Source organism: Nocardioides sp. NPDC004968 (genome assembly GCF_040608935.1).
In the GTDB taxonomy this organism is placed as follows: domain Bacteria; phylum Actinomycetota; class Actinomycetes; order Propionibacteriales; family Nocardioidaceae; genus Nocardioides.
In genome coordinates, this window is sequence record NZ_JBEXJF010000002.1 from 322,245 (window position 1) to 338,892 (window position 16,648).

At 71.3% G+C, this 16,648-nt stretch carries 10 protein-coding genes; 6 read left to right on the forward strand and 4 right to left on the reverse strand.

The features are described 5' to 3' along the window. Window positions 1–31 precede the first annotated feature (31 nt). Genes ABZU72_RS04090 through ABZU72_RS04105 form a run of 4 tightly spaced genes read left to right on the forward strand, consistent with a single transcriptional unit; the run spans window position 32 to window position 4,296 of the window. Window positions 32–1,150: an ROK family transcriptional regulator gene (locus ABZU72_RS04090; RefSeq protein WP_355017630.1), complete on the forward strand. Its 1,119-nt coding sequence runs from the start codon at window positions 32–34 to the stop codon at window positions 1,148–1,150. Beyond that, a complete protein-coding gene (locus tag ABZU72_RS04095; RefSeq protein ID WP_355017631.1) occupies window positions 1,150–2,595 on the forward strand; it encodes a glycoside hydrolase family 3 N-terminal domain-containing protein in 1,446 nt (481 codons plus the stop codon). The genes ABZU72_RS04090 and ABZU72_RS04095 overlap by 1 nt, the downstream gene beginning before the upstream one ends. Beyond that, on the forward strand, window positions 2,592–3,497 hold the full coding sequence (locus tag ABZU72_RS04100) for an ROK family protein (RefSeq protein ID WP_355017632.1): 906 nt from the start codon (window positions 2,592–2,594) through the stop codon (window positions 3,495–3,497). The genes ABZU72_RS04095 and ABZU72_RS04100 overlap by 4 nt, the downstream gene beginning before the upstream one ends. Before the next feature lies 1 nt (window position 3,498). Next, window positions 3,499–4,296, forward strand: a complete 798-nt coding sequence (locus tag ABZU72_RS04105) for a glucosamine-6-phosphate deaminase (RefSeq protein ID WP_355017633.1) — start codon at window positions 3,499–3,501, stop codon at window positions 4,294–4,296. Here ABZU72_RS04105 and galT read toward each other — a convergent pair. The 4 genes from galT to ABZU72_RS04125 are packed head-to-tail and all read right to left on the reverse strand — an operon-like array spanning window position 4,293 to window position 9,131. Beyond that, window positions 4,293–5,387 carry a galactose-1-phosphate uridylyltransferase gene (galT, locus tag ABZU72_RS04110; protein ID WP_355017634.1) on the reverse strand — a complete coding sequence of 365 codons (1,095 nt, stop codon included), beginning with the start codon at window positions 5,385–5,387 and terminating at the stop codon, window positions 4,293–4,295. The two genes, ABZU72_RS04105 and galT, sit on opposite strands and share 4 nt — an antisense overlap. Before the next feature lie 24 nt (window positions 5,388–5,411). Further along, window positions 5,412–6,980: a serine/threonine-protein kinase gene (locus ABZU72_RS04115; protein WP_355017635.1), complete on the reverse strand. Its 1,569-nt coding sequence runs from the start codon at window positions 6,978–6,980 to the stop codon at window positions 5,412–5,414. Beyond that, window positions 6,977–8,311, reverse strand: coding sequence for an FHA domain-containing protein (locus ABZU72_RS04120; protein WP_355017636.1), 1,335 nt, complete (start codon window positions 8,309–8,311; stop codon window positions 6,977–6,979). The genes ABZU72_RS04115 and ABZU72_RS04120 overlap by 4 nt, the downstream gene beginning before the upstream one ends. Continuing rightward, window positions 8,304–9,131: a PP2C family serine/threonine-protein phosphatase gene (locus ABZU72_RS04125; RefSeq protein WP_355017637.1), complete on the reverse strand. Its 828-nt coding sequence runs from the start codon at window positions 9,129–9,131 to the stop codon at window positions 8,304–8,306. Before ABZU72_RS04125 ends, ABZU72_RS04120 begins: the two co-directional genes overlap by 8 nt. A 232-nt stretch (window positions 9,132–9,363) precedes the next feature. Between ABZU72_RS04125 and ABZU72_RS04130 the strand changes: the two genes are divergently transcribed. After that, window positions 9,364–15,669 carry an Ig-like domain-containing protein gene (locus tag ABZU72_RS04130; RefSeq protein ID WP_355017638.1) on the forward strand — a complete coding sequence of 2,102 codons (6,306 nt, stop codon included), beginning with the start codon at window positions 9,364–9,366 and terminating at the stop codon, window positions 15,667–15,669. A 10-nt stretch (window positions 15,670–15,679) separates the two neighbouring features. Next, window positions 15,680–16,648, forward strand: coding sequence for a MoxR family ATPase (locus ABZU72_RS04135; protein ID WP_355017639.1), 969 nt, complete (start codon window positions 15,680–15,682; stop codon window positions 16,646–16,648).

Sequence of the window (16,648 nt, forward strand, 5' to 3'; positions counted from 1 at the left end):
CAGCATTAATAAGTACGATGGACTAACAAACATGTCCAAGGCGAGACGTCGTACGTTGCGGCCGATCGGGAAGTTGCTGCAGGAAGATGCGCGGCGGCATCACCGATCCCTGGTGCTCCAGCACCTCTTCGCGGTGGGTCCGGCGAGCCGCGCCGACCTGGCCCGAGCCTCGGGGCTGACCCGGGCGACGGTCTCCGATCTGGTCGGCAGCCTGCTCGAGGACGGGCTCGTCGAGGAGCTCGGCGCGCCGGTGGAGAGCCGGGTCGGGAAGCCGCCGATGCTGGTCGGTCTTGCCGCTGACGCCACGCACATCGTGACCATCGACGTCTCCGGTGACGACCAGGTCGCCGGAGCCGTGCTCAACCTGACCGGCGATGTCATCCATCGCACCACCAGGTGCCGGGAGGGCCGTACCGGAAGCGAGGCCGTGCGCCTCGTGAAGGAGCTGGTCACCGAGCTGATCGCGAGCACCGACCGGCCGATCCTCGGCATCGGGATCGGCAGCCCCGGTGTCGTCGCGGCCGACGGCACCGTGGTCGCCGCGCCCAACCTGGGCTGGACCGATGTCGGCCTGGCCGATCAGGTGCGCCGTGAGACCGGCCGACCGACGTACGTCGCCAACGACGCCAACACCGCGGTGCTGGGGGAGTACACCTTCGGCCAGTCCGGCGACGGCGGGCTGATGCTCGTGCGGGTCGGCACCGGTGTCGGTGCGGGGCTGGTGCTCGAAGGGGCGCTGCTCCACGGGTTCGTCGACGCCGCCGGTGAGGTCGGGCACGTGACCGTCGACCCCGAGGGTCCGCTGTGCGCGTGCGGCCGCCAGGGCTGCCTGGAGACCTTCCTCGCGGTGCCGCGCCTGCGGGAGCGCCTCGAGACAGCCCACGACGATGCGCTCGTGGAAGCCGGCGAACATCTTGGAAAGGCATTGGCCCCTGTGGTCGGAACCCTGAATCTTCACGAGCTGGTCCTCTCCGGGCCGGCCGACCTCCTGGACGGACCGCTGCGCGAGACCGCCGACCGGATCATCCGCGAGCGGACGATGCCGGTCAGCGGCGAGCCGCTGGAGTTCCGTACGTCGACGCTCGGCGAGGACGTCGTCATCGTCGGCGCCGCGGTGCTCGTCCTCGCCGGTGAGCTGGGGGTGTCCTGATGCCTGACACCACCGTCGAGACCCTGGCGCTGCGCGTGCAGGTCTCCGCCTTCGCCGGGCCCACCCTGCCGCCCGGCTACGCCGAGCTGCTCCGCGAGGGCCTGGGCGGGATCTGCCTCTTCGGTCCCAACACCGAGGCCGGTGAGGATTCCGTACGCAGCCTGGCGGCCGAGATCCGGGCCGCGTCCGCCGAGGGCGGCTGGGCGCCGGTGATCACCATCGACGAGGAGGGCGGGGACGTCACCCGCCTGGAGGCTCTCACCGGTTCCTCGGTGCTCGGCGCCGCCGCCCTCGGCGCGGCCGACGACCTGGCGCTGACCGAGGAGACCGGCCGGGCGGTTGGGTTGCGGCTGGCGCGAGCCGGCATCAACCTCAACCTGGCTCCTGTCGCCGACGTGAACTCCAACCCCGACAACCCGGTGATCGCGACCCGGTCGTTCTCCCACGACGCCGGCGTGGCCGCCAAGCACGTGGCCGCCTGGGTGAAGGGCCTGGAGTCGACCGGCGTCGCCGCCTGCGTCAAGCACTTCCCGGGCCACGGCGACACCGGCCAGGACAGCCACGTCGCCCTCCCCGTCCTCGATGCCTCCCTGGACACGCTGCGCGACCGTGAGCTGGTCCCGTTCCTGGCCGCCGCCGAGGCCGGTGCCGCCTCGGTGATGACCTCCCACATCGTGGTGCCGGCGCTGGACCCCGAGCTGCCCGGCACGCTCTCCGCGCCGGTGCTGGGACTGCTGCGCGAGCTGGGCTACGACGGGCCGATCGTCTCCGACGCCCTCGACATGGCCGGTGCGTCGGCGAGCCGGGGGATTCCGGCCGCTGCGGTGCTCTCGCTCGAGGCAGGCGCCGATCTGCTCCTGCTCGGCCCCGACAAGCCCACCTCGCTGGTCCACGAGACGACCGCCGCGATCGTGGCCGCGGTCGATTCCGGTGAGCTGCCGCTGGAGCGGCTCCAGGACGCGGTCGCGCGCATCGACCGGCTGCTCGCCGACCTCACCGACGCGCAGCGACCGGACGGCGCGCTCGACCCCCGGTTCGAGGAACGCTCCGTCGAGGGCGCTCGCCGGGCGCTCGCGACTGCCAGCGACGACCTCAGCGAGATCCCGCACCTCGCCGGTGCCCGGGTCGTGACCGTCGACACGGAGGCGAACATCGCCGTGGGTGACGTGCCCTGGGGGCTGCCGCCGGACATCGTCATCCGCCCTGGCGACCCGCTCCCGGATCTCCCCGACGCACCCCTCATCGTGCAGGTGCGTGACGCGCACCGCCGTCCCGAGGTCGGCCGGACCGTCGCCGAGCTTCCGGGCGCCGTGGTGCTGGTGGAGTGGGGGTGGCCCGGGGCGTACGACGGACCGGGGGTGCCGCGACTGTGCCCGCAGGGGTTCTCGCTGCCGGGCATGGCCGCTGTCACCGAGGTGCTGCGACGATCGGGCTGGAACCGGTGAACGGGGCACGGGTAGGCCTCGACATCGGCGGCACCAAGATCCACGGCATCGCGATCGGCGCCGACGGGGCGGTGCTGGCCGAGGACCGTGCCGCCACCACCCCCGGCGGCGAGGGCGTCGTGAAGAGCGCGGCCGCGGTGGTCGCGAGCCTGCGTGACGCGCTCGACGGCGGTGAGATCCGCTCGATCGGGGTCGGCATCCCCGGCATCGTGGACACCCGCGCCGGCACCGTGAAGCATGCGGTCAACCTGGGCCTGGACGGCGACGCCTTCCCGCTCGCGGAGCTGCTCGGCGCCCGCACCGGAGCTGTCGTCACCCTCGAGAACGACACCAACGCGGCAACGCTCGGCGCGCACGCCGTCGAGGACGTCGACGACCTGGTCTACCTCTCGCTCGGAACCGGCCTGGCGGCCGGTCTCTACCTCAGCGGCGCGCTCCGCCGAGGCTTCCACGGCGCCGCCGGGGAGGTCGGGCACCTCCCGGTCGACCCGGAGGGCCCGGTGTGCGGGTGCGGCCAGCGCGGCTGTCTCGAGCTGGTCGCCTCCGGTGCCGCGCTCGCGGCGGCTTGGCCGACCGCCACCGGCCACCCCGCCGCGGCGCTCTTCGCCGCAGCCGCCTCGGGTGACCCGGCGGCCGTGATCGTGCGGGACCGCTTCGCCGACGGCGTCGCCGCCGCCGTACGCTCCCTGGCTCTCGCCGTCGATCCCGAACGTGTCGTCATCGGCGGGGGTGTCGCGACGGTCGGTGAGCCGCTGCGGGAGGCGATCGCGCACGCGCTGGCCCGACAGACCGAGACCTCGCCGTTCCTCGCCTCCCTCGAGCTCGCCTCGCGCCTGCGGGTGGTCTCGGCCGCCCCGGTCGCCGCCATCGGCGCTGCTCTGATCACCCCGACGAAGGACTGACATGGAAGTAGTTGTCCTCGAGACCCCCGCCGAGGTGGCATCCCTCGCCGCGGACACGATCGAAGACGTCGTACGCCGCCGGGCGGCCGCCGGCACCGCCGCCGTGCTCGGGCTCGCGACCGGCTCGACGCCGCTGGCGACGTACGAGGAGCTCATCCGGCGTGCCCGGGACGGTCGCGGGCCGTCCTATGACGGTGTGGAGACGTTCAACCTGGACGAGTACGTCGGCCTCCCCGACGGGCACGAGCAGTCCTATCTGGCGACCATCCGGCGCGAGTTCACCGACGCGATCGGTATCCCGCCGGAGCGGGTCCACGGACCCGACCCGACCGAGGAGACCCTGCCGACCGCCGGGGAGCGCTACGAGGCGGCGATCGTGGCTGCGGGCGGGATCGAGGTGCAGATCCTCGGCATCGGCTCCGACGGCCACCTGGCCTTCAACGAGCCCGGCTCGTCGCTGGCCTCGCTGACCCGGATCAAGACGCTCACGGCCACGACGCGCAAGGACAATGCGCGCTTCTTCGGCTCACCCGACGCGGTGCCGCACCACGTGCTCACCCAGGGACTCGGCACCATCACCCGAGCCGGCCACCTGCTCCTCCTCGCCACCGGCGAGGGCAAGGCCGAGGCGGTCGCCGCCGCGGTCGAGGGCCCAATCTCGGCGACCTGCCCGGGATCGGTCCTCCAGCTCCACGGCCACGTCTCGGTCCTCCTGGACGAGGCCGCGGCCTCCCGGCTCGTACGCCGCGACTACTACCGCGAGGTCTACGCCGGGAAGCCGGACTGGCAGGGGCTCTAGAGTGCGTCGCGGAGCCGCTCGGCGGCGGTCTCCGGCGGGATGTCGTTGACCCAGAGCGCGACGCCGGACTCGATGCCGGCCAGGTACTTCAGCCGTCCCGGCGCCCGCCGGATGGTGAAGATCTCGGCGGCCAGGTGCCAGGTGTCCTCGCGGCCGGTCGGGGCCTGCTGCCAGCCGGCGATGTAGGGCACCGGGCCGGCGTCGTCGAGCCCGTCCATCCGCCGCAGGCACTCCTGGTAGAGCGCGGCGAGGTCGTCCATCTCCTCGGCGGTCAGACCGGGTAGGGAGCCCACGTGACGGCGCGGCACGACGCGGATCTCGTAGGGCCAGCGTCCGGCATAGGGCACGTACGCCACGAACGTCCCGTTCTCGGCCACCACCCGCGACCCATCGGCGATCTCGTCGGCGAGCACCGCACACTGCAGGCACTCGCCGGTCGCCTCGCGATGGGCGTCGGCGGCGTTCACGAGGGACTCGATCCTCGGCGGCAGCACCGGCATGGCGTAGATCTGCCCGTGGGGGTGCTGCAGCGTCACCCCGATCTCCTCGCCGCGGTTCTCGAAGCAGAAGACGTACGCCACCTCCGGCATCGCCGTCAGCTGCTCGGTGCGGTGGGCCAGCGCCGCGAGCACCGTCCGCACCCGCTCGGGAGGAAGGTCGACGAAGCTCTGCTCATGGTCGCTGGTGAAGCAGACCACCTCGCACCGACCACGCCCCGGCTGGGAGACGAACGGCTCCCCGGTCGCCTCGCCGACCGCGACCGTCGACAGCGCCGGGAACCGGTTCTCGAAGGCCACCACGTCGTAGTTCTCGGCCGGGATCTCGGTGAGCCGCCCGTCGACGGACGGGCACAGCGGGCACTCGTCCGAGGGCGGCTTGAACGTACGCGTCTGCCGGTGCCCCGCCACCGCCGTCCAGGTCGCGGTCAGCCGGTCCCAGCGCAGCTGCGACCCGCCCGCCCGCGGCTCCAGCGGCCGCTCGTCGTGCACCGAGCGCAGCGTCGGCTGCTCGTCGAAGAACCAGATCTCGCGTCCGTCCGCCAGCTTCGCTGACGTGGCCACCGGGTTGGTCGGCGCAGGGGTGTTCGGCATGCGCTCAGTATCGCCTGCGCCGGGCTACTTGCTGACGCAGGCCTGCGCTGCGCCCTGGGAGACGTTGCCGTTCTCGCCGAGGGAGCGGACCTGGATGCAGACCTTGGTGGCGCCGTCGAGACGTACGACCGCCTTGGGACGGTCCACGTTGCCGCTGGTGGAGTTGTCACCGACCCACTTGTAGCCGGTCGCTCCGGGCACACCGGACCAGGTGAAGACGGCGCGGTTGCCCTTGAGGGCGCCCTTGACCTTGCCCGGCGCGGCTGGGCCGGTGACACCGGGGAGGTCGGTCTCGACGGGTGGGGGCGGGACCTCGTCGGGCTTCTCGTCCTCGCCGCCGCGGGAGAGCACGATGCCGATGGCTGCGGCGAGGAGGAAGAGGACGACGACGCCGATGATCGCCGGGGTCTTGCTGCGGCTCTCCGCCGGGCGCGCGCCGGTGAGGACCGAGGGGCCCTCCTCCGTCCGCGGGTAGCTGAACCGGGTGCGGTCGGCCGAGGCCGAGCCGGCATCCGCCACCGGCGCCGACGCGAGCGAGGCCGGCGGCTGGGTGATCGGCGCCTGCGCGATCACCTGGGACGGCGGCTTGAGCTCGGTGGCCTTCTCCATCTCCGGGTCGGAGGGTGGAGAGGAGAGACGTGAACGGCCCGAGCCCGTGGTCGGACCCTCACCCCGCGCTGCCGGAATGTCGGGAACGACCGGGATCGACCCGCTGCCACCGGCATCGCGGTCGAGGACCTGCACCTCGGTGCGGCCCAGCCGCAGCTCCTGCTCGATCCGCTGGAAGTGGCGGGCCAGGTCGAGGACGGTCCGCGGCCGGTAGGTCGGGTCCTTCGCCATCGCCTGCTGCAGCACCCGGTCCAGCGACGGAGGTACGTCGGCCCGGCCCGTGGCAGGGGGAGCCGTGTGCAGGATGCGGGAGAAGACTGCGCGGTCGGAGTTGTTGCCCCGCTCCGCGAAGGGCGAGCGGCCCACGAGCAGATGCCAGACGGTCGCGGCCAGCGAGTAGACGTCGGAGGCGACCGAACCGTTGGACGCCGAGGTGAGGACCTCGGGCGGCGACCACGGCAGGGAGACCCCGATGTCGCCCTCGTCGTCGCGCGGGCGGCCGGCGATGCCGAAGTCGGCCAGACCGGGCACGTCGTAGCGGGAGAGCAGGATGTTGGACGGCTTGATGTCGCGGTGGATGATCCCGGCGCGGTGCGCGGTCTCGACGGCCGACGCCATCTGGATCCCGAAGCGCAGCGCGTCCTGCACCTTCATCGGGTTGTTGCGTACGCGGGCACCGAGGTCGGCGTTGGGGTAGTAGCCCATCACCAGGTAGGGGCGGCCGTCCGGTGTCTCGCCGGCGCTGTGCACGGGCACGATGAACGGGTGCTCGGCCAGCTCGGCCATCACCGCCGCCTCCGCGGCGAACTGCGCGCGCTGCGCCTCGGCGAGGTCGGAGGACCGCATCAGCTTCACCGCGACCCGGACCTTCGGGTGGTGGCGCTCGTAGAGGTAGACGTCGGCGAAACCGCCCGAACCGAGCCTGCCCAGGCAGTTCATCCCGGGCAGCTCGGGGCCGAGCTCCGGGTGTGGTGTCTGAGTCACCCGAGGACCTCGTAGTTCAGGTTGATCGAGCCGGCGAGGCTCACCACGGCGCCGGGCTCCAGGGCGTACTCCTCCATCGGCCGCATCTGCTGCGGACGCCCGCCGGGCAGGGTCAGGTAGGACCCGTTGGCGGAGCCGAGGTCGCGGACGAGCACCTGCCACTCCTCCAGGCGCACCTCGGTGTGCAGCCGGCTGATGTCGGGCAGCATCACCTTCACCAGATGCGGAGGTACGCCACCAGCCCCCGTGTTGCCGTTGGCATCAGCGCGCGGCGACCGCCCGAAGACGGCACCTCGGTCCAGGATGACGACCCGGCCGTCGCCCAGCTTGAGCTGGCCCAGCGCGGGGCGCGGGACCGAGACCGGCTGCTGGTGCGGCGGCAGCGCCATCCGGCAGATGCGGCAGGTCGGGGAGTAGGGCGGTGAGGCGTGGCCCTGCGGGCAGTAGACCGCCCACACGGTCGGCCCGCCCGCCGGTGGCACCGGGGTCGGCGTCGCGACGTCGCGGACCCGGGTCGCCATGTCGTTGGGCGGCGTCGGCGCGGGCGCGGGCATCGGGGGAGGCGGCACGGAGGGTCGAGCCGCGGGCGGCGCAGCGGGCGGGGGCGAGGGCTGCCGGTCCGGCGGGCCCCACGCGTTGGGATCGGGCTTCTTGGCACCCTTCTTCCGCCACGGAAGACCGTCGATGATGCCTTTCTTGGCTTCGGGCGCAGGCTGGGGCGGTGCCACCGGTGGCGGCGGCACGGGCGAGGGGGGAGGGCTCTGGAAGGACGAGACGCCCGGCACTCCCGGAGGGGGCGCCGCGGGTGGCGGAGAGGCCGCCAGGTCCGAGCGCCGGATGGTGTGGTCCAGCGGCATCATGGTCGATTCGGCCTGAACCTGAGCATAGAAGTCGGGGTCGAAGACGACGTCCAGCGAGCGAGCGTGGGCGGTGTGGACCAGCGGCTGGTCCTCCTCCATCCCACCCCAGGCCCCGTTGGCGAGCTCGGCGCGCTCGGGGACGGCAGCGAAGTGGCCGTCGGCCCACTTGCCGGCGACGTCGATGCCGTCGATGAAGACCGGCACCTCGTTGACGACGGCGGTCACCTTGGCAGGGGAGCGCACGGCGTACCGCACCCGCGGGCCCTCGCGCCCGATCAGCGCGAAGCCGGGGGCTCGCGGTCCGTCGACGGAGAGCAGCCCGGCGATCGCGTCGACCGGGTGGGGGTCGGCCAGCGCGGCCTGGACGCCGCCGACCCGCGGGTCACCGGGGCCGAGCTGCACCAGCGCCCAGCACCGGTCGCCCTTCAACGCGAGCCAGTGCCCAGCACAGTAGGTAGCGGTATCACTCATGGGACGACGAGACGTCCCCTGCGGATCGTGAGGAGCCTGATGTCGAGACGTCAGTCTCCGCGGGCGCGGCGAAGAGCGAGGGAGGGGGTGTCACGAGTACCACAGTGACATTGTCGCGCCCGCCCGATGCAACCGCAGCGTCCACCAGCCTCTGGGCGAGGTTGTCGATGCTTCCGCCCACACCGAGCGTCTTGGACGCGATCTCATGGATCTCGTGGTCCTCGAGCTCGCCGGTGAGGCCGTCGGAGCAGAGCAGGAAGAGGTCGTCGGGCGACACGGCCACCAGCCACGTGTCCGCCTCCGGAGACGGGTAGGTGCCGAGCGACCGGGTGATGACGTTGCGCAGCGGGTGGACGCGGGCCTCGGCGGCGGTGATCATCCCCGCCTCGACCATGACGGCGACCTCGGAATGGTCGACGGTCACCTGCGTGACGCCGGCCGGCGAGAGCCGGTAGACGCGCGAGTCGCCGACGTTGAACACCAACCAGTGGGGAGCGCCCTCGAACTCGACGAGCGCCACGCCGGTCAGGGTGGTGCCCATGCCCTGCTTCTCGGAGTTGCGAGCCGCCTCCGAGGTGATCGCGGAGTTGGCGGCGTGGACGGCGTCCTGGATGTCCTCGGGGACCGGGCAGATGGTCGCGAAGCGGCTCTGGAAGGTCTCGACCGCGAGGGCACTGGCGACATCGCCGCTGGCATGACCGCCCATCCCGTCGGCGACGACGGCCACGGCGGGCAGCATGACGAACGAGTCCTCGTTCACCTCGCGGACCCGGCCGACATCAGTCGCCCCCGCGGCACGCAGGGCTGGGTAAGCGGTCATGCTGTTCCTTTGCGGTGCCAAGTATCTGGGGCATCCCGGGCAGGATGCGAAAATAGTGGTGCTGGAAGCGGACACTTTAGAACATCCCGTACGGTAACGGTGAGCGTGTTCACTGAGCCGTGTGCCACGTTTGGCTAGTTCGTGTGGCTTCTACCCTGAGGCGCGCCTAGAGTAAGCCCGACTTTTTGTGTCGGCTGGCCATTTGGCCTGGAAGGACTTGGGGAGAGTCTTGGTGGCACGTTTCGGGATGGCGTCCGGGTGGATGCGGCGTCATCGGACCTCCATCGCGTCCTGGGCGGCTCTTGCCGTCGTTGCGAGCGGTTTGACCGTCTACGCGATCCAGTCGACGGGTTACCCCGTGCACAAGGCCGATCTCGACGACGGCGGCATCTGGGTGACCAACCAGTCCTGGGGCACCCTGGGCCGCCAGAACCGCCCCGTCGCCCAGCTCGACGGTGTCGTCTGGGCGGGCAACGAGGCCGGGTCCAGGTCCGAGCGCGCCGGCCTCGACGTGGTGCAGAACGGCATCGCGGTGGCGTCCGTGGACCGCGACGCCCGCACCATCACGCCGGTCAACACCAAGCTCGCCGAGGGCATCGACGACGACGCGGTGACCGTGAAGGACAGCCGCGTCGTGATGGGTGGCAACACCATCGGCGTCGCCGAGCAGAAGACCGGCAAGGTCTGGCTCACCTCCGTCGACCCGACCGCCGGCGTCGGCGACCTCTCCGACCTCTCCGGCTCCACGAAGCCCACCGAGACGGTCGGCGCCGACGCGGTGCTCACCATCGGCACCGACGGGACCGCGTACGCCGTCTCCGCCGCCAAGCGGACGCTGACCACCTTCGCCCCGGACGGTGAGCGGTTCGCCGATCCCGAGGAGACCAAGCTCCCGAAGGCTCCGGAGTACGCGGAGACCCCGACCTCGGCGACCGTCGTCGGCCGCGACGTCATCACCCTCGACCAGGCCGGCTGGCTGCTCGGCGCCGCCAAGGGCTCCGACATCGCCGTGGACTTCGGTGACACCGCGGAGAGTGCGGTCCTCCAGCAGCCCTCCGTCAAGGCCAAGGAGGTGCTCGTCGGCGACGCGACCGGCCTCAAGGCCGTCGCCCTGAGCAACGGCGAGATCCGCCACGTCGCCGAGTCCGCCGGTGACCCGGCCGCCCCGGTCCGGCTCGGCGACTGCGTCTTCGGTGCCTGGGCCAACGGCTCGACCGGCTCGGTGGCGACCCAGTGCGGCGAGGGCGAGCCGATCCTGGGCGAGATCCCGACCCTCGGCCCGGCCGCCGAGCTGGAGTTCCGGATCAACCGTGGCCAGCTGGTGCTCAACGACCTGCGCAACGGTGATGTCTGGGAGATCGACGGCGCCGACATCAAGAAGATCTCCAACTGGGAGGCGTTCCAGCCGCAGACCCAGAAGCAGAACCAGAAGAAGGACAAGCAGCAGCAGCAGACCAAGGCCGCCCAGGCGCCGAAGGCCAAGGACGACCAGCTCGGTGCCCGCGCCGGACGCACCACGGTGCTGCACGTCCTCGACAACGACTCCTCGGCCAAGGACTCGATCCTGAGCGTGGTCTCGGTCGGCGAGGCCTCCGTCAAGGGCGTCGAGGCGACCATCGCCCCCGACCGGCAGTCGGTCCTGGTGACCGCCCCCGAGTCGGCGCAGGGGAAGAAGACCAGCTTCAAATACACCGTCGACGACGGGATGAAGGGCAAGGCCGGCCAGGACGACGCCAGCGTCGAGCTCAGCATCGAGGGCTCGGGAGGCACCGGCAAGCCGACGCTGCGTGAGCACTACACGCCGACCGACTACACCGTCGCGGCCGGCGGCACCGTGGAGATCCCGGTGGTCGGCGACTGGCGCGACGAGCGCTACGGCGACCCGGTCACCGCTCAGTCCCCGACCGCGTCCAAGGGCAAGGCGAGCGTGACCCCCGACGGGCTGCTGCGCTACACCGCCGCCACGGACGCCTCCGGCAGCGAGAACCTCGGCTATCAGGTCAGCACCGGCGGCAAGCCGTCGAAGGACAAGGTGCGGGTCAACATCGTCGCCGGAGCCACCACTGCCTCCCCGGAGCCGAAGGACGACGTCGCCGAGGGCACCCAGGGCTCCTGGGTGACGATCCGTCCGCTCGACAACGACATCCCCGGCGCCGACCCGTCCAACCTCGACGCGAGCCTCACCCTCGCCGGCGACGTCCCTCCCAAGGGCGGCCTCGAGGTGAGCACCGACCGGGAGACCGGCGTCGTGCGCGCCCGAGGGAGCTCGCCGGGCACCTACCAGCTCAGCTACAACGCCGGGTTCGGGGCCGCGAAGCCCGCCGCGGCGAAGATCCGCGTCGACGTCAAACCCGCCTCCCAGGCGGCGGACGAGCCGATCGCGACGCCGGACACGACCGCCGTCCTCGGCACCTCGACCCGCACCCTCGACGTCCTCGCCAACGACTACGACTCCCGGGGCCGGCTGCTCGCCGTGACCCACGCCGAGCCGGTCGGCGACAGCGATCTGACGGTCGCGGTGCTCGACGGGCGCTGGCTGCGGATCCAGGCGTCCAAGCCCGACATGGACCCGTCCACCCAGGCGATCCGCTACACGATCAGCAACGGCGCGGCCGAGGCCGAGGGGTCGGTGACGGTGAGCCAGCGACCGGCGCTGCGCGGCGCCGAGAACGCCCCCGAGGCGGTCGACGACGAGGCCACGGTCCGGGCCGCCGACTCCGTCTCGATCCCGGTCCTCGACAACGACTCGACGCCCTCGGGTGACCCGGTCGGCCTGGTCGTCGACCAGACCATCGAGACCAAGGGTCAGCTGCAGGTGCTGGGCCAGCCGACGGTCGGTGAGGCCTACATCGACGGCAACCGGGTCCGCTACGTCGCCCCCGACGACGTGAAGGGGCCGGTCGACGTCGACGTCCGCTACGTCGTGCAGAACACCGGCGACCCCTCCGCGGAGCACTCCTCGGGCAACATCCGCATCCACGTCAAGCCGTTGCCGAAGAAGAAGGCCGACAACTCCGCGCCCGCACCGAAGGCGCTGGAGTCGCGGGTGGTCCAGGGCGACGAAGTCACGCTGCGGCTGCCCACCGTCGGCACCGACCCCGACGGCGACTCGGTCTCGGTGACCAGGATCAACAGCGCGCCCGCCTACGGCCGCGTCCTGGCCCACGGCGCCAACACGATCACCTACCAGGCCTTCCCCAACGCCGCCGGCACCGACGAGTTCACCTACGAGGTCAGCGACCCGTTCGGTGCCGTCGCGACCGGCACGGTGCGGATCGCCGTCGTCGCGCCCGGCGCGCCCCAGCGCCCGGTCGCCGTCGACGACCTGGTCACGCTCGACCCCTCCAAGAAGCTGACCTACGACGTGCTGGCCAACGACCTGCGTACGCCGGGGACCGAGCTGCACCTGGCCTCGACCGACGCGACCGAGGGCTCCAACGTCAAGCAGCGCTCCGACGGCATCGTCACCGTCCAGGGTGGCTCCGGCGAGCCGTTCCAGCACATCCCCTACCGCGCCACCACGGGTCTCCACGAGGACACCGGCGAGCTCGCGATCCGCTATCAGGAGGGCTACGACAACCCGCCGATGGCGGGAATCGTGGTCGCCCACCCCGAGGGCGACTCGTCGACCACCACCGTGGACGTGATGACCAAGGTGACCGACATCGACGACTCGCTCGAGGACCTCACCGTCGACGCGGTCAAGGGTCCCTCGGTCGGCGAGGACGAGTCCAAGCCGAAGATCGACGACGGCAAGGTCACCCTGCCGGTCGGCGACAACACCCGGGTGTGGACCTACCGGGTCACCGACCCCGACGGCGCCCAGGCGGTCGGCTCGATCTACGTCCCCGCGCGTCCGAAGGACGCCCCCTACCTGAAGCCGGGTTCCGAGCTCCAGCTCAATCCTGGCGAGACGAAGAACGTCGACATCACCGACTACGTCGAGGACCCCGAGGGCGACCCGGTGGTGCTGACCACGACCGACAAGATCGTGGCCGCTCCCGAGGGCATGCTCAACACCGGCGACACCACCGCGACGACCGTCAAGGTCACCGCCGGCGAGACCAAGGGTCCGGCGACCCTGACGTTCGAGGTCGCCGACCGCGAGAAGATCACCTCCGCCGACGCACACCTCTCGGTGATCTCGCTGCCGGTCCAGATCGGCAAGGAGGAGCCGGAGATCAACTGTCCGAGCACCCCGGTCGAGGTCCCGGAGAGCGGCAACGGCGCACTGGTCGACATCGCCGCCATCTGCCACGTGTGGACCGCCGACCCGGGCGACGCCGACGACCTCGACTTCACCGCCGAGGTCGGCGACGGGCTCGACGGGGTCGAGGTCAAGCCCGAGGACGGCGGCCTGCGGCTCACCGCCGAGCACGCCGACGCCGGCGCCCAGGGCGCCCTGGAGATCGGCGTCGAGGGCACGGACGCGACCGGCCAGCTCCTGGTCACCGTCATCGCGCTGCCGGCCCCGTCACTCTCACCGATCAAGCCGCTGCAGACCGAGGCCGGGAAGACGGTCGCGATCGACATCGCCGACTATCTGCAGACGCCGGTTCCGTCGGAGTCGCAGGAGGTCGTGATCACCAAGCTCGACCCGGTCGACGGCGACTCGCCCGACATGGGCAAGGCCAGCGGCTCGAAGATCACCTTCAACACGCCCGAAGAGGGTCACGGCCACTATCGCTACGCGATCGAGGTCAGCGACTCCGGCAAGGACTCCAAGCGGGTCAAGGCCACCGGCGTCATCGAGGTGGACGTCATCGACGTCCCCGGCGCGCCGACGGGGCTGCGTACGACCTCCGACTTCCTCTCCAACGTGGTCGCACTGTCGTGGAACGCGCCGAAGGACAACGGCGACGACCCGATCCAGCGCTACGAGGTGGAGGCCAACGGCGACCACGTCCAGGACTGTCCGTCGACCTCGTGCCGGATCACCGGGCTGAAGAACGGCGTCGTCTACGACTTCCGGGTGCGTGCGGTGAACTCCGTGGGCCCGAGCCGCGAGTGGAGCAACTCGGCCGAGGGCGAGCCCGACGCCTACACCGGTCCGGTGCAGAACCTCCGGGTCACCCGCCAGCGCGACCACAAGGTCGAGCTGAGCTGGAGCAAGCCGGCCCCGTGCGACTGCTCGGACGTGCAGAAATACCGGATCAGCTGGCCGGGCGGTGGCATCAAGGACATCTCGGCAGGTCAGACGACCTATCCGGCGGCAGTCGCCACCAACGGCGACCCGGTGCAGTTCACGGTCGTGCCGCTCAACGACAAGGGCGTCAAGACCAACAAGGGCCCCTCGGCGACGGTCGAGGGGATGGGCGCCGGCAAGCCGGACACCCCCGCGACCCCGACCTTCGAGTGGGCCAACACGGCCAACAACTCCGGCAAGGCGGTGACCGTCTCGTGGAGCCCGGTCGCGGCCAACGGCCCGGCGCCGGTCACCTATGAGGTACGCCGCACCGGCGGCACCGGCGAGAAGATCGTCTGCTCCTGGGTGACCGAGACCAGCTGCCGCGACGACGTCGCCAACGACGGCACGATCTACACGTACGCGGTCAGAGCCCGCAACGCGGAGGCGACCTCGCCCCGCGAGACCGGGTCCGGCGGTTCGCCGGAGGCGCACATCTCCAGCTACTCGGCGGGCGGCAAGGTCGAGGCGGCCGCGACGCCCGAGGCGGTCTCGTTCGCGAGCGCGACCCCGACCGGGGCAAACGGCACGGCCGAGATCGTCTTCACCCCGCAGGCCTCGCACGGCAAGACCAACCGGGTCGAGTGCCTGCGCAACGGCTCCTCCTGCGGGAGCTGGACCTATCCGCCCGACGGCGCCGGTCAGCAGACCAAGACGATCACCGGCTTCACCAACGGCACCTCGACGGCCGTCCAGCTGCGTGCGTGCAACGACTCCTCCGGTGGCACCGGGGCCGGGGCGTCCTGCGGCGCCTGGTCGTCGAAGAACGTGACCACGTACGGCCCGCTGGGCACGCCGTCGATCTCGGCGAGCGTCGACGGCAACAAGGTCAACTGGAACGTCAACTACAACCCCAACGGCAAGGCTGCGACCGTCACCGTCAAGCGTGGTGGCACCGAGGTCGCCCAGTTCGGCACGGGCACCGGCGCGGGCAGCCGCTCGGGCACGGACACCGCGCCCGAATGGAACACGTCCTACACCTACACCGTGACCATCAGTGACTCGCCGCGGGCGAGCAAGTCCGACTCGGTCACGGTGCGGACCGACCCGCCGCCGGACCCGATCCTCGAGGTGAACAAGGCCGGCGAGTGCTCGGGCGCCTCCTGCCCCGAGCCGGACGTGGCGTGTGGCGGCACCTGTTGGTACGTCGGCTCGACCATCACCGACCTCGCCTTCCCCGGCAAGACCTGGGAGTGCAGCACCAACTCCACCACCTCGCGCTGGAATGTGAACATCGGGAGCAACGGCAAGGGCACGGGCAGCGGTCGCGGCTGGGTCGGCGCCAACACCCCGTTCCGAGTGACCTGCACGACCTCCGGTCGACCCAATCTTTCGAAGAACGTTACGTGGTAGGAGAGAAGAAATGACCGTCACGACCGAGCAGGCTCGTTGGTTCCACGAGACCTTCGAGAAGCTTGCCGACAACGTCGAGAAGGCGGTGCTGGGCAAGCGCAACGTGATCCGCCTGGTGTTGACCGCGCTGCTCTCCGAGGGCCACCTGCTCCTCGAGGACTACCCCGGCACGGGCAAGACCCAGCTCGCCCGCGCACTGGCCAACACGGTCCAGGGATCGCACGCCCGCATCCAGTTCACGCCGGACCTGCTCCCGTCCGACGTCACCGGTGTGACCGTCTACGACCAGGGCAAGGGCGCCTTCGAGTTCCACCCGGGCCCGATCTTCCACTCGATCGTGCTCGCCGACGAGATCAACCGTGCCTCCCCGAAGACCCAGTCGGCGCTCCTGGAGGTCATGGAGGAGGGCCGGGTCACCGTCGACGGCGCCACCCGCGACGTCGGCCGTCCGTTCATGGTGATCGCGACCCAGAACCCGATCGAGCAGGCCGGGACGTACCGGCTGCCCGAGGCGCAGCTGGACCGTTTCCTGATGAAGACGTCGGTCGGCTACCCCGACCAGAACGCCACCGTCGAGCTGCTGATGAACTCCTCGGTCCGCGACCGCGCCACGCTGGTCACCCCGATCATCACCGCCCCGACGGTCACCCAGATGGCCGAGATGGCCGACCAGGTCTACATCGACCAGGCGATCGTCGCCTACGTCTCCGCGCTGGTCGACGAGTCGCGTCGCCACAAGCACGTACGCCTCGGGGCCTCCATGCGTGGCTGCCTCGCCCTGGTGCGCACAGCCAAGGTCTGGGCGCTCGCCGAGGGCCGTTCCCAGGTGCTGCCCGACGACATCAAGTCGCTCGCCGAGCCGGTGCTCTGCCACCGCCTGATCCTCGACCCGGAGGCGATGTTCAACGGCGTCACGGTCGAGGACGTCATCGGCGACCTGCTCACCTCGATCCCGGCTCCCACTGAGCGTGTCGCCTGA